This window comes from Brevundimonas sp. AVps31, assembly GCF_058681355.1.
The window spans coordinates 449,432-463,554 of the sequence record NZ_CM178736.1 but is presented as its reverse complement, the minus strand read 5'-3'; the positions used below and the strand labels follow the sequence as shown (position 1 = coordinate 463,554).

The following is a 14,123-nucleotide window of genomic DNA, read 5'->3' as shown; positions in this document are numbered from 1 at the left end:
GCTCAACGGATGCGGGATCGTGGTTAATCGGAGGTGAAGATCAGGGACGAGCGGCCTCCGCCACCGGTGCATAGTTCTCGAAGGCTTCGGCAGAGCCCGCGTAAAGCGCGATCGCGGCAGCCTTGTCGGCTTCGCCTTCCTCGGTCCGCCCCAGCGCGATGCGGGCCAGGCCGCGTCCGTAGAGCGAGGCGGGCAGGTCCGGGGTCTTGGTCAATGCGGCGTCGTATATTTCGAGCGCCTCGGCCGCTTTGCCCTGTTGCAGGAGCACGCGGGCCTTGCTGTCGAGAATGGCGGACGAGCCGGGCGCGAGCGTCAGGGCGGCGTCGCAGTCCCGCAGGGCCTGGTCCAGCATGATTCCCGCCAGCGCAGCGGTCCAGCACAGGCCGTTCAGCGTGCCGGGGTCGTCCGGAGAGGCGGCGCGAACAAGAGCGAAGTCCGCGATGGCGTCGTCGATGCGGTCAAGCTTGATCGCCGCTTCGGCGCGCTGAATGAGCAGTTCCGGATCGGGTTGCGGCTGCCTGCGGATCAAGCCATCCAGAATATCCCAGGACTCCTGGGCGTTGTCCTGCTGCAGACGGTAGGCGGCGACGGTCCCGACGACACGGGGATCATCGGGATGCTGCTGGAGGATGTCGGTCAAGGCGCTGTTCAGCTCCGGCTCGCGTTCCGCGACCCCTAGAATGGTGAGACGGAGCAGCTTGCTGGCGACGGCGCTGGGCGCGGCGGCGATCAGGGCGTCGATGTCGCGCAGCGCGCGATCATACTGGCCCTGCGCCAGATAGGCGCGGCCGCGCAGGTTGAGGGCGAAGGTATCCGCCGGGACCTGACGCAGGGCGCGCGACATCTCGATGACCACGTCCTGGTAACGACCTTCCGCATTCGCAAGCAGGGCGTTGCCGTTCATGGCAATGCGCTCGGACGGGTCCAGCTCGACGGCCCTGTTCAGATCGACCTCGGCGCCTTCGCGATCTCCGGCCCAGAACTTGTAAACCCCGCGGTTGGCGAAGGCGGCGGCGCTGTCGGGGGCCAGAAGGACGGCCTGTTCGGCGGCGTCGAGCGCGCCCGGGTTGTCGCCCGCGCGGGACAGGGCGTAGGCGCGGTCCAGCCAGCCGCTTTCGGTCGTCGGGATGTCGGCGGAAAGGGCGGCCTGATCTGCGTCGGTCAGGCGGTAGCCGGTGGGCGCGATGATGCGGGGATAGTCGGCGGGCCGGGTGTTCGAGGCCAGACGTCCGGTCTCGGCCTCGGCGGCGGTGATCTCGGGGACCAGACTGCGGACCAGCACCTCAATCGTGGCGGTCTCTCCATCGATCCTCAGGCTGCGGCTCATGTGATAGCCCAGTTCGGTGCGATCGAACTGGCCGCCAGAGACGCGGAAGCCGCGTCCGCCGTCGGGCAGGCGGACGATCACAAGCTGTCGGTTGAAGACCGGATGGACGAGTGCGAACGGGGCGTCGTGGAACGGACCGGCGGTGCGTTCGGTCACAGCGATCGGGGCATAGGTCGCGCCCGGCGGGATGAGGCCCTCGCCGGACCAGTCGAGCGTCGTCGTGCCCCTGGCCGTCAGGGTCAGGACGTTGGCCTCCGCGTCATAGGTCGAGCCGATCTCGTCGGTGGTCGTCAGATCGATTATCCCGGCCCACAGGGCGCGCAGGCCCTGATCGCGCTGGGCCGGGGTGATGAGACCGAGCTGGCCATTCAGGGCGGTGGCGGCCTCGCCGCGCATGACCACCGATCCGGTGACGGCCGCCGGGGCGTGCTGACCTGCGCTGGCGTCGAGGACGAGCAGGGTCTCGGTCTGGGGGGAGCTCAGCGGCGCGACGTCGAGCGGTTCAAGCTCGGCGCCCGTGGCCAGCAGGGGCAGGGCCCAGCGGAACGGCGGGACGGAAATGTCTTCCAGCCCCCGGTCGCCCATGCGGGTGCCGTCCAGCCAGTAGACCTTGCCGCCGACGGAGGCCCGGACGATGACGTGGTCGAAGGCGCCGAGGGTGGGAAGGCGGCTTCCGACCATGTCGCCCTGCATGATGCTGACCGCGGCGGGATCGGCCGAGATGCCCAGCCCGTCCAGCAGGGCGAGCAGCAGGGCGGTCTTGGCCTTGCAGTCGCCGAACCGACGGCGCCAGGTGTCGTCCGCCGTCGCGGGCTTCAGGGCGCCTTCGTCCATCAGCAGCGCAACGTAGCGGATCTGCTCCTGCACCAGACGCAGGGCGGCGGCGGCCTGGACGGCGGGATCGTCGGACAGCGCGCGGATGCGGGCGATCTCGGCCTGGAGCGGCGAGTCCGCTTCCAGCCGACGGGACTGGGCATAGAGGGGCTGCAGGACGGCGGCGACCTCGGCCCAGTCGCGATAGGCGCTGAGGTCGATCAGGTTGATGGATTGCAGGCGTCCCGGCACGTCGTCGGGCACGAGGATGGGCTGGGTGTTGTCGCGGACGATGTCGAAGCTGGTGTAGCCGCCGGACCGCCGGACAGGCACGGACATCCAATTGTTCGCGGCGCGGACGGTGACATTCATGGTGCTGGGCCAGCTGGCGCGGACGCGCTGACGACCGATGCTCAACGGCATGTTCAGATCGACCGACTGGGCCAGTCGCTCGCCCGGAAGGGTGTCGCGCGAGGTGATGGTGTAGGCGATGTCCATTACATCGCCGACGCGCAGTCCCGAGGGCTGGAGCACGGCGGTGAGGCGACCGTCGAGCGTGGCGATGTCCAGGTTTTCCTCGCGGCGCAGGGTCTCGAAGTCTTGCGAGGCCAGCACGTCGATGGTCTGGCCGTCGCGAAGCAGGGTGACGTGGTGGACGACGACGTCCTGACTGCCGGGGCTCCAGGTCAGGGTGATATTGCCAAGGGCGACCAGTCCCTGAGGCGACAGGGCGACGCTGCGGGTGCGGACATAGAAGGCCTGACGGTCGGCCTCGGCGTGGAGCTGGGTGTCCAGCAGCAGCAGGCGCAGACCTTCGCCGGCGGCGGCGGGTGTCGCGGCGGGCTCCTCCGAGGGCAGGACCCAGGCCGCCGCGGGCGCTTTTGTGATCCGGTCGTCGGCCTGCGCGTCGGGGGCGAGGCCGGACAGGCTCAGGACGAGCCCGAGCGCGGTCGCGCAAGCGACTTTGGATATCGAAAACATGAACTTCCCCCGGGCCGAACCCGCGCCGCTGATACAACCCGGATACGAACCGAAAAACCAGTGACGATTACCGCACGTTTCACCGCCGGATCGGCGGTGAGGCCGCAAAGGCTCAGTGGGGTGCGGGCACCGGCGCGTCGGTGGCGCGCGCTACGGTTTCGCGGCCCGTGGTCAGGATGGCGCCGACCGAGGCGATGATGATGCAACCGATGGCCAGCCACTGAAGGCCGCTGAGCTTCTCGTGCAGCAGGATCAGGCCCGCGACGGCGCCGACGGCAGGCTCGCCGGACAGCAGGACGCCGAAGGTGCGTTTGGGGATATGACGCAGGGCGATCATCTCCAGCGAATAGGGCAGGGCGCTGGACGCCAGCGCCACGCAGAGGCCGACGATCAGGACGGACGGCAGCAACAGGCCGGTCCCCGCAGTCACCACGCCGAAAGGCAGGATGACGAGGGCGGCGGTGCTCATGCCCAGCGCGACCGACTGGCCCGCGTGCATGTGCGACAGCCGCTTTCCGAAGACGATGTAGAGGGCCCAGAAGACACCGGCCGCCGCGGCGAAGGCGATGCCGACCGGATCGAGCGCCTGGGCGCCGCCCCGGATCGGCAGCAGCATGCCCAGGCCGACCACGGCGCAGGCGATCCAGACGAAATGGATCAGCCGCCGCGCGTGGATCAGCGCCAGCACCAGCGGGCCCGAGAACTCGATGGCGATGGCCAGGCCCAGGGGAATGGTCCGCAACGACATGTAGAAACTGAGATTCATCAGGCCGAGCACGACGCCGTAAAGCAGCACGCGTCCTGCATCGGCGCGGCTCAGCCGGAACCGCCAGGGCCGCCAGATCGCGACCAGCACCAAGGCGGACAGGCCGACGCGGAGGGCCGACGTGCCCTCGGCGCCCACGATGGGGAACAGCTGTTTGGCGAAGGATGTGCCGACCGCCAGGGACACCATGCCGAGCAGGAGGGCTGCATAGGGCAGGGCTGCCGCCACGGCGGGGGAAGACAGTTGGCGGCGGACCATGGCGATCGACATGGGCCAACCCTAGCGGAAGTCCGGTTGCGCTTCCCGGCGATTTCAGGCTGGTGTTCGGCTGAAATCGTCTTCGAAGGCTGTAAAATGACGGAATTCGTCACTCTGGATGGTTTCGACCATCGCCTTCTGGAGCGGGTTCGCCGAAACAATCTGGAGCCCGCGAGGGTGACGGCGGAGGCGGTGGGCCTGTCTGAATCGGCGGTGCTGCGCCGTCTGCGGCGGCTGCGCGCCGGGGGCGTGATCGTCGCCGATGTCGCCCTGATCGACGTCGGCCGCGTCGAGCCGAGAATCCTCCTGCATGTGATGGTCGAGATGAACCCCCAGGACCGGAAGGTGATGACGGTCTTCCAGAAATCGATGCGGGAGAGCCCCGAGGTTCAGGGGTGCTGGGACGTGACCGGGCCGACCGACTATCTGGTGACCGTCGCGGTGCGGTCGATGGCGGAATATGAAGCGTTCGGCATCCGCGAGATGACGCCGGAGAAGGGCGTTCGCTCCTACCAGAGCATGATCGTCATCCGCGAGGTGGTCGGCTTCGATCCGGCTCGCGCGGCTCTGTCCCGGGGTGGCTGACCAGCCGGGATATTGATCGAAGGTTAACCGGCGGCTACGCGTTTATCCGCGAGATTGGGGCAACGAAACATAAAGTTCCCGCGAGAAACTATGCAGCCATAAGTGGCGTCATCTTAAAGTTCGCCCGGGGGAGGCTACGATGTTTGCTGGTCAGCGTCGTGAGAAGCAGGCGTTACAGGATCAGGTCGAAGCGCTGGAAGGGCGGATGGCCGCAATCGGGCGATCGCAGGCGGTGATCGAGTTCAACCTCGACGGCACCATCATCACCGCCAACGAGAATTTCCTGCTGACGATGGGTTACGCGATCGAGGAGATCCGGGGCGCCCACCACCGCAACTTCATGGAGCCGTCCGTGGCGGCGTCGGCGGAATACAGCGCCTTCTGGCGGGCGCTGAATGAGGGGCAGTTCGCGGCGGGCAAGTTCAGGCGACTGGCCAAGGGCGGCCGCGAGGTCTGGCTGCAGGCGTCCTACAACCCGATCATGGGACCCGATGGGCGGCCGGTGCGGGTGATCAAGCTGGCGGTCGACATCACCCGCGAAGAGCAGGAAAACAGCCGCCGGGAAGCCGCGCGGGTCGAGGCCGAGCAGGCCCAGACGGCCCTGGTCGAAGCGTTGGCGTCCAGCCTGTCACGTCTGTCCGAGGGTGACCTGACCACCCAGGTCGAGGGCGAGATGACCGGGGCGCACCAGCGGATTTGCGAGGACTACAACTCCGCCGTCGGCAGCCTGCGCAGCGCACTGACGCAGGTGCTGGAGGCGGTCGGGGGGCTGCGCGGCGGATCGGATGAGATCTCGACCGCGTCGGATGACCTGTCCCGACGCACGGAGCAGCAGGCGGCCAGCCTGGAAGAGACGGCGGCCGCGCTGGACGAGATCACCGCCACGGTGCGGCGTAGCGCCGACGGCGCGCGCAAGGCGTCGACCGCGGCGGCGGGCGCCCGCTCGGAAGCGGAGCGGTCCGGGGAGGTGGTGCGCAACGCCATCACCGCCATGGACGAAATCCAGAAAAGCTCGGTGCAGATCGGCGAGATCATCGGGGTGATCGACGAGATCGCCTTCCAGACCAATCTGCTGGCGCTGAACGCGGGCGTCGAGGCGGCGAGGGCCGGGGACAGCGGGCGCGGCTTCGCGGTCGTGGCGTCGGAAGTCCGGTCGCTGGCCCAGCGGTCCGCCGAGGCGGCCAAGGAGATCAAGACCCTGATCTCAACCTCCACCAGCCAGGTGGCGGCCGGGGTCAAACTGGTCGGCGAGGCGGGTTCGGCGCTGTCGGCGATCGGCGTGCGGGTGGCGGAGATGGACGCGCTGGTGTCCGAAATCTCGGCCTCGGCCCAAGAGCAGGCGACCGGTCTGCAGCAGGTCAACACCGCTGTGAACCAGATGGATCAGGTCACCCAGCAGAACGCCGCGATGGTCGAGGAGACCACGGCGGCGGCGGCGAACCTGAAGACCGAGGCGGCGCAACTGGCCGCATTGGTCGGGCGGTTCGAGACGGGGGCGACCATGGTCGCCCCGCCGACCGTACACACCTTGAAGCCGCGGCCCGGAGCGCCGGCCCCGCTGATGCGCGAGCGGGCGCGGATCGTGGCCTTCGCAGGCGGCGGTGGCGGCGGCGGGACGCAGAGAGAGGACGGCTGGGAGGAGTTCTGATCCTCCCGCCGCGCCTCAGCTGTCGATCAGTTCGCCGACCTTGTTGATGAGGTCGGTCATCACGAAGGGCTTGGTCAGGACGGCCATGCCCGCATCGAGCAGGCCGTTGCCGACGGCGGCGTTCTCGGCATAGCCGGTGATGAACAGCACCTTGAGGTCGGGGCGCTGGACGCGGGCGGCGTCGGCGACCTGCCGGCCGTTCAGACCGCCGGGCAGGCCCACATCGGTGACCAGCAGGTCGATGCGGGCCCCGCTGTTCAGCACCTGCAGGCCCGAGGGGCCGTCGATGGCCTCGATCACCTTGTAGCCGGCGTCGCCGAGCACCTCGGCGGCCAGCATCCGCACCGTCGGCTCGTCGTCGATCAGCAGCACCGTCTCGCCATGGCCGGAATGACCGGCCAGAACCGGGTCGAGCGGATCGGCGGCATCCAGTTCACCGGTATAGCGCGGCAGGTAGAGGCACATGGTCGTGCCCTTGCCCGCCTCCGAATAGACCCGGACCTGCCCGCCCGACTGGCGCACGAAGCCGTGGATCATGGAGAGGCCCAGACCGGTGCCCTGGCCCATCGGCTTGGTGGTGAAGAAGGGGTCGAAAATCTTGTCGACGATATCGGGGGGAATGCCCGAACCGGTGTCCGTGACGCACAGCGAGACATACTGGCCCGGCGTGAGGTCGCGTTCCCTGGCGCCCCGATCATCCAGCCATTTGTTGGCGGTCTCGATCGTCAGCCGTCCCGGGTTCGGCGCCATGGCGTCCCGGGCGTTGATGCACAGGTTCAACAGGGCGTTCTCAAGCTGTGAGGGATCCACCCGGGTGGTCCACAGACCGGCGGCGCCGACGACTTCCACTTCGATATCCGGCCCGACGGTGCGGCGGATCAGGTCTTCCATGCCGCCGATCAGCCGGTTCACGGCGATCGGCTTGGGGTCCAGCGTCTGGCGGCGGGAGAAGGCCAGCAGTCGCTGGGTCAGGGCCGCGGCGCGCTGGGACGCGCCCTGTGCGGCGTCGATGTAGCGCTCGACGCCTGACAGACGGCCCTCGTGCAGCCGACGCTGAAGCAGTTCGAGACTGCCGGAGATGCCGGCCAGAAGGTTGTTGAAGTCGTGGGCGATGCCGCCCGTCAGTTGGCCGACCGCCTCCATCTTCTGGGACTGGCGCAGGGCGTCCTGGGCTTCCGCGAGCAGAGCTTCGCGCGCCTTGTCCTCGGTCAGGTCACGACCGACGGCGATGAAGTGTACGCCGTCCGGCTCCGGCGCGACGGTCCAGCCGATGGGCGTCCACTTGCCGTCCTTCGAGAGGATGCGATTTTCGAAGCGCGTGGGTTTTCCGCTGTCTGCCATCTCGGCCAGAGCCGTCGTCGTCGGCCCGATGTTCTCCGGGTTGATGATGTCGGCATAGGGATTGGTCAGAAGCTCGGTCTCGGACCAGCCCAGGGTTCGGGTCCAGGCCGGATTCACGGCGACCAGGCCGCCCGCGTAGTCGGCGCGGGCGAGCATGTCCTCGGACAGGGTCCAGAGACGATCCCGCTCCGCCTTGCTGCCCGCCAGGAGGATTTCCAGCTGGCCGTTGACCTCTTCGAGTTCCGCGGCCTGGCGACGGATGTCATCGATGTCGATGTTCGCCCCGACCCAGCCCGTAACCTCACCGTCTGCACCGCGGACAGGCTCGGCGCGAACGACGAACCAGCGCCAGGCCCCGTCGGCGCGCCGGATGCGGAATTCAGTGTGGTAGAGCTCGCCCGTCGCGAGGGCCCCGGCCCAGGCCTGCGCCGCATCGGCCAGATCTTCAGGATGGACGATCGAGGCCCAGCCGTTCGGCCCGTCAAGCTCGCCCTCGGCGAGACCGGTGTAGGCGTAGACCTGACTGTTGAACCAGTAGAGGTCGCCGTTCGGCCGCCCGGCCCAGACGTGGTTGGGTACAGCCTCGGAGAAGGCGCGGAACTGGGCCTCGCTGGTCCGGAGCGCCATCTCGGCCCGGCGTCGCTCGGTCAGATCCTTGAAGAGGACGGCGACCTGTTTGCGGCTGGGCGGTTCGACCCGGAAGGCGGCCAGTTCGAGCCAACGACCCGTTTTCTCCAGTTCCTTCTCGAAGCGGATCGGCCGGCCCGTGCGAAGCACCTCCCCGTAGAGGTCGATCCACTCCTGGGCCTCGGCGCCCACCATCTCGCGGAGCTTTTGCCCGACCACATTGGGGATGCCCGCGTTTTCGGCGTAGGCGGCGTTCGCCTCGACGTGGACGTAGTCGCTGAGCGGGCCGTGCGGCCCGTCGAAGAACTCGATGATGCAGAAGCCTTCGTCCATGGTGTCGAACAGCGTGCGATAGCGGGCCTCGCTGTCGCGCAGTTCGGCTTCGGACCGGATAAGCGCGAGCCGGTTCTCATGCTCCGCCGAGATGTCCTGCACCATCGCGTAGTAGCCGTCGACCTGTCCGTCCGCGTCAAGGCGCGGCACGAATTCGGAGCGGACGTGGCGTTCGCCGACACGGGGATAGACGACGGTCTGTTCGCTGACGAACGACTCGCCGTCCAACGCACGCCGCACGACCGGACCCATGACGCTCCAGGCGGCATCGCCGACCACATCCTGAACCCGCTGGCCCTTGAGGCTGCGAGGATCCACATCGAACCAGTCCGCATAGGCCTTGTTGGCGAAGGCGTAGCGCAGATCGGTGCCGACGAAGCTGACGAGAAGAGGCAGGCTGTCGGCAAGTCTTTGAAGTTCGTCGGCCGTTTCGCTGGACGCCTGCTCGGCCGCGCGACGCGCCATGGCGGCCCGGCTGCGTTCCGCGAAGCTGCGAACGAATGTGATCTCGCCGTCCGTCCACGACCGGGGCTCTGACGCGTGCACAAAAATCTGGCCGACGACCCGGCCGTTTTCGGCGACGGGAACATCGAGAAGGGCGCGGATTCCGTACGCCAGCAGGGCGTCGGGCGCGTCGCGAGTCCGGGGATCGGACTCCACATCGGTGATGACCGCAGGCTCGCCGGCCACAATGTCCGAGACGTAGCTGCCGTAGGTGCGGAAGCTGTGGGCGCCGGCCACGCTGGGCGCCCCATCGCGGGTCCAGTCGCGATCGATGACTATGGTCTCATTGTCCGCATTGATGACGCCGTAACCCGCCCTCGACGCCTTGAGGGTCTCGCCGAGTATGCGTGCGGCGATGAACCCGATTTCGGTCGCGTCAGTGATGGAGGCGATGGCGTCGTCCAGCTCGATCAGCGCCGCCTGACGCGTCTCGAACAGTTTTCGCCCGGTGATGTTGTTAAACAGGATCGCAACGCGGTGAGCGTCGGGATCGCCGATCCGCAGCGCCTCGACATCGTACCATCGACCGAAGATGTCGGCGGGATTCTCGAAGCGGACCGGCTCTCCGGTGAGGGCGACCCGGCCGTAAAGATCGAACCAGTGCTGTTCCAGTCCAGGCGCGATCTCGGACACCCATTTGCCGTTGGCGTCACGCAGGCCGGTCATGTCCTCGAAGGCGGGGTTTCCTTCGACGATCATGTAGTCGACGGGGCGCATGGCCTCGTCGAACTTCATCTGGATGATGCAGAAGCCGGACGTGATGGCTCCGAACAGGGCCTGATAGCGTGTCCCGGTCTCGGCGAGCGCGGCGTCGGTCTCGCGCCGCTCGGTGATGTCGAAGGTGACGCCGGGGAACCGGACGGCCTTGCCAGCGTCATCGGCAATGATGCGGCCCTCCGCCGCGACCCATCGAAGACCGCCATCAGGTTGCACCAGCCTGTATTCCGATCGGAAGGGCTCGTGCGTCTTCAGGGTGCGAGCGACTTCCTCGCCGACGCGTTCGGCGTCGTCGGGATGCATGGCGGCGAAAAACTCCGCGATCGGCGCGCCATCGCGGGCCAAGGCCGGGTCCACGCCATAAATCTCGGCGAACCGGGCATCGGCGACCACACGGTCGGTGGCGACGTCCCAGTCCCAGGTGCCGACCCCGCGTCCAGCAGACAGGGCGATCTCAAGCCGTTCGTTGGTCGCGGCTTGCCGTCTCTCGGCCGCGACCCGCTCGGTGGTCTCCACGACTGTCGCGATCACGCCCGCCGGAGCGCCGTCCTCTCCCGGCACAGGCCAGTAGTCCAGGTTCATCCACACCTGCTCGGGCCGCCCATGCCGATGCAGGGTCAGTTCCTGGTCCTTGTAGGCGAGGGTGCCGCCCGCCAGGCCCACCTTCATGACATTGGCGTTGAAGTCCGCGACTTCGGGCCAGCCTTCCAGAACATTGCAACCCAGCAACTGCGGGTGGCGGCCGCCCGCGAAGATGGAATAGGCGTCGTTATAGATCATGACGCCCTGGGACCCCCAGAGCATGACGATCGGCACCGGGGAGGCGACGACAAGACCGGTCGCGGTCTTCAGGCTTTGCGGCCAGTTTTCGATGGGACCGAGCGGAGTCGAAGACCAGTCATGGGCGCGGATGCGATCCGCCATCTCGCCCTGCGATTTCAGGAATCCGGACGCGCGAACGTCGCCGTTTCCGGCTTCGACAGGGGGAGTGTGCGACGCGCTGTCGACCTGATTTTTCAGTGGCCTCACTCCCCCTCGCCGACCCTTCAGCCAGCGTGCCGCTGTTCAATGCGGAACCGACGCAAAGGCTGCATCCCGCCCTTTCAGTCAAGCTGCCGCATGTCCGCCGTTGCTTCCCGGCCACGCCGTCCCTAGATCGAAAGGGTCCGGCACGTCGGAAATATGCGCGATCCGCACACCGACATCGCCCGTCACCCTGCCCGGAGACCTCCTCATGTCCGACGCCTCGTACGACGCCAGCCGCCACCGCAAGGTCGGCCGCGGCAAGATCTACGACTCCATCATCGACACCATCGGCGATACGCCGCTGGTCGGCCTGCCGCGGCTGTCTGCGGAATATCAGCCGAAGGCGCGGGTTCTGGCCAAGCTTGAGTTCTTCAACCCGATCGCTTCGGTGAAGGATCGGATCGGTGTGGCGATGATCGAGGCGCTGGAGCAGGCGGGCAAGATCGGTCCCGGCAGCGTGCTGATCGAGCCGACCAGCGGCAACACCGGCATCGCCCTGGCCTTCGTGGCGGCCGCCAAAGGCTACAAGCTGATCCTCGTCATGCCGGAGAGCATGTCGATGGAACGCCGCAAGATGTTGGCTTTGCTGGGCGCGGAACTGGTGTTGACCCCCGCCGAGAAGGGGATGAAGGGCGCGATCGCCATGGCGCAGGAGCTGCTGGATCGGACACCCGGCGCGGTTAGCCCGGCCCAGTTCGACAACCCCGCGAACCCGGCCATCCACCGCGAGACGACGGCGGAGGAGATCTGGGCTGACACCGCCGGCGCTGTGGATTTCGTCATCGCAGGCGTGGGGACCGGCGGCACCATCACCGGCGTCGGCCAGGTGCTGAAGGCGCGCAAGCCCTCGGTGCAGATGATCGCGGTCGAGCCGACCGCCTCCCCCGTGCTGTCGGGCGGCGAGCCCGGACCGCACAAGATCCAGGGCATCGGCGCGGGCTTCATTCCGACCATTGTGGACCGTTCGGTTATCGACGGCGTCGAGCAGGTGTCCAACGAGGACGCCTTCGAGATGGCGCGCAAGGCGGCGCGGGTGGAGGGCATTCCGGTGGGCATTTCCTCCGGGGCGGCGCTGATCGCGGCCTTCCGGGTCGCGGCGCGTGAGGAAAATGCGGGCAAGACCGTTGTGGCGATCATCCCCAGCTTTGCCGAGCGCTACCTGTCGACCGCGTTGTTCGAAGGGCTTTGACGACCGTCACAGGCGGTTAACCGCGTCGGTTGTACGGTCGATCCGAGATGTCCGATCCCGCCGCCCTGCCTGAGGAGACCGCGCCCGTCGCCACGCTTCGCGCGCGCCATGCGCTGCTGAAGCGACTGGCGGACGTGGTGTCGCTGCCGGCCAGCCGGATTAACGCCTTCGAACGGGCCGTGACCGGCGATCTGCTGGTCGAGATGCTGAGGCTGGCGTCGCCGGAGGACCGCCGGAGGGTGGCCGCGCGGCTGGCTCCGCTGGCGGAATTGCCGAATGCGCTGGCGCGGCTGCTGCTGCGGGACGAGCCGGAGATCGCCGGCCTGCTGATCGAGCAATGTGCATCGCTGTCGGATGCCGACCTGGTCGCCTGCGCAAGGGACGCGACGGCCGAACACCGCTTCATGATGGCCAATCGTCGCGGCCTTTCGGAGGTGGTGAGCGAGACGCTGCTGAGTTTTGGCGAAAGCCCGGTGATCGAAGCCGTGCTGCGCAACAACACGGCGCGCCTGAGCCAGGTGGCGATGGAAGGCGTGGTCAGTCTGAGCCGGACAGAGCGGCATCTGGTGCAGCATCTGCTGAAGCGGCCGGAGCTGCGGCCGTCCGGGGCCTATGTCATGTTCTGGTGGGCGGGCGCCGACGACCGCCGGACGATCCTGCAGCGGTTCGCCGTGTCGCGCGAAGTCATGCAGGAGGTGTCGGAAGACGTCTTCGCCATGGCCGCTGAAGAGGGCTGGCAGGACCCGGTCTCCCGCAAGGCGCTGCAGTTCATCGAGCGCCGCCAACGCAACCGCGCGGCCATCGCCCGGAGCCCCTACGGCGGGCTGGAAGAGGCGGTGATGGCGGCGGGCCAACTGGGGCTGTCGCGTGAGATCGCGACCGAGATCGCCTATCTGTCGGGCGTGAAGCCGATCACCGGCGCCAAGATACTGGGCGACGCGGGTGGCGAGCCGTTGGCGATCCTGTGCAAGGCCACGGGACTGGGGCGGACGGAGCTTCAGGCGCTGTGGCGCTCGATGCGGCGTCCGGAGACCCTGGCGGACGGATCGCCTGATCCCCTCTGGGAGCGGGTGCAGATCACCTACGAGATGCTGGCGGTGGATCGGGCGCAGACGGTTCTGAGGTACTGGAACTGGTCCCTGTCGTCTGCGCTGACGCCGGCTCTACTGAAAGCGATCCGCGACGGCGAGGAAGAGGCGCTGGATGACTATTCAGCGCCCGAGCGGGCCGCGATGCTGGCGCTGGCGGACAACTTCGGTCGCTGAGCAGTTTCCGGCCGGTTTCGTGGGATTTTCTGTCTCAAGGTTGGGACGGAGCGTCATTGCTTTCAAAATCGAACAACTCTATTCAAACCACCCTATAGGGCTGGTTGTGATCCAGTCGAACTGAGAAACAGTGGCTGGGAACACCATGGAAGAGAACTCGCAAATCCTCGAAATGACCGCCGATATCGTCTCGGCGTACGTTGGCAACAATAACGTGCAGGCGTCGGAAGTCCCCGGCCTGATTTCCAGCATTCACGCGGCGCTGTCGCAGGTTTCGACCGGTGCGGTTGAGCCGGAGCCGGAACCCCGTGAGCCGGCCGTGCCGGTCCGCAAGTCGATCACGCCGGACTACCTGATCTGCCTGGAAGACGGTCGCAAGTTCAAGTCGCTGAAGCGTCACCTGCGCACCAAGTACAACATGAGCCCCGAGGAATACCGCGCCAAGTGGAACCTCCCGAAGGACTATCCCATGGTCGCCCCGAACTACGCCAAGGCGCGTTCGGATCTGGCCAAGCAAATGGGCCTGGGCCAGGGCGGTCGCAAGCCGGCCCGCGTCACCCGCGCCAAGAAGTAAGCGTCCGCGAGGACAGATGAAAACGCCCGCCGGAGTGATCCGGCGGGCGTTTGCGTGTGGGAGGTGGCCAGTGATCAGTGGCCAGTGGCCGGCCGCCAGTCTGCGGCCGCATCCTTTGCGCCGCCCTTCCGCCACCAGAAGGCCTGCGAAACCAGCCACCAGCCACCAG

Annotated in this window: 8 protein-coding genes; 5 read left to right on the top strand and 3 right to left on the bottom strand. The window is 67.4% G+C overall.

Going from position 1 to position 14,123, the window contains the following annotated elements; genetic code table 11:
* Nucleotides 1-40: 40 nt before the first annotated feature.
* The gene (locus ACW174_RS02175) at nt 41-3,121 is read right to left on the bottom strand and encodes a DUF3857 domain-containing protein (RefSeq protein ID WP_492016053.1); all 3,081 of its coding nucleotides are present in this window, start codon (nt 3,119-3,121) and stop codon (nt 41-43) included.
* 112 nt (nt 3,122-3,233) lie between these two features.
* Nucleotides 3,234-4,157: an EamA family transporter gene (locus tag ACW174_RS02170; protein ID WP_492016052.1), complete on the bottom strand. Its 924-nt coding sequence runs from the start codon at nt 4,155-4,157 to the stop codon at nt 3,234-3,236.
* A gap of 84 nt (nt 4,158-4,241) precedes the next feature.
* Between ACW174_RS02170 and ACW174_RS02165 the strand changes: the two genes are divergently transcribed.
* Both ACW174_RS02165 and ACW174_RS02160 read left to right on the top strand, forming a co-directional pair.
* Nucleotides 4,242-4,730, top strand: coding sequence for an Lrp/AsnC family transcriptional regulator (locus ACW174_RS02165; protein ID WP_492016051.1), 489 nt, complete (start codon nt 4,242-4,244; stop codon nt 4,728-4,730).
* A 139-nt stretch (nt 4,731-4,869) separates the two neighbouring features.
* The gene (locus tag ACW174_RS02160) at nt 4,870-6,378 is read left to right on the top strand and encodes a methyl-accepting chemotaxis protein (RefSeq protein ID WP_492016050.1); all 1,509 of its coding nucleotides are present in this window, start codon (nt 4,870-4,872) and stop codon (nt 6,376-6,378) included.
* 15 nt (nt 6,379-6,393) lie between these two features.
* Here ACW174_RS02160 and ACW174_RS02155 read toward each other — a convergent pair whose 3' ends face one another.
* Nucleotides 6,394-10,824, bottom strand: coding sequence for a PAS domain S-box protein (locus ACW174_RS02155; protein WP_492017230.1), 4,431 nt, complete (start codon nt 10,822-10,824; stop codon nt 6,394-6,396).
* A 310-nt stretch (nt 10,825-11,134) separates the two neighbouring features.
* On the opposite strand from ACW174_RS02155, the gene cysK reads away from it, so the two are divergent.
* The 3 genes from cysK to ACW174_RS02140 all read left to right on the top strand — a co-directional run bounded on the left by cysK (nt 11,135) and on the right by ACW174_RS02140 (nt 13,954).
* Complete coding sequence (gene cysK, locus ACW174_RS02150; RefSeq protein ID WP_492016049.1) at nt 11,135-12,115, top strand: cysteine synthase A; 981 nt, start codon at nt 11,135-11,137, stop codon at nt 12,113-12,115.
* Between the two features lie 47 nt (nt 12,116-12,162).
* Entirely contained in the window at nt 12,163-13,380 is a 1,218-nt protein-coding gene (locus ACW174_RS02145; protein ID WP_492016048.1) for a DUF2336 domain-containing protein, read from the top strand.
* A 145-nt stretch (nt 13,381-13,525) separates the two neighbouring features.
* Complete coding sequence (locus ACW174_RS02140) at nt 13,526-13,954, top strand: Ros/MucR family transcriptional regulator (protein ID WP_492017229.1); 429 nt, start codon at nt 13,526-13,528, stop codon at nt 13,952-13,954.
* The last annotated feature ends 169 nt before the right edge of the window (nt 13,955-14,123 follow it).

Coding starts and splice junctions, on each gene's coding strand:
- ACW174_RS02175 (WP_492016053.1), bottom strand. CDS start 3,121: ATGTTTTCGATATCCAAAGTCGCTTGCGCGACCGCGCTCGGGCTCGTC.
- ACW174_RS02170 (WP_492016052.1), bottom strand. CDS start 4,157: ATGTCGATCGCCATGGTCCGCCGCCAACTGTCTTCCCCCGCCGTGGCG.
- ACW174_RS02165 (WP_492016051.1), top strand. CDS start 4,242: ATGACGGAATTCGTCACTCTGGATGGTTTCGACCATCGCCTTCTGGAG.
- ACW174_RS02160 (WP_492016050.1), top strand. CDS start 4,870: ATGTTTGCTGGTCAGCGTCGTGAGAAGCAGGCGTTACAGGATCAGGTC.
- ACW174_RS02155 (WP_492017230.1), bottom strand. CDS start 10,824: ATGGCGGATCGCATCCGCGCCCATGACTGGTCTTCGACTCCGCTCGGT.
- cysK (WP_492016049.1), top strand. CDS start 11,135: ATGTCCGACGCCTCGTACGACGCCAGCCGCCACCGCAAGGTCGGCCGC.
- ACW174_RS02145 (WP_492016048.1), top strand. CDS start 12,163: ATGTCCGATCCCGCCGCCCTGCCTGAGGAGACCGCGCCCGTCGCCACG.
- ACW174_RS02140 (WP_492017229.1), top strand. CDS start 13,526: ATGGAAGAGAACTCGCAAATCCTCGAAATGACCGCCGATATCGTCTCG.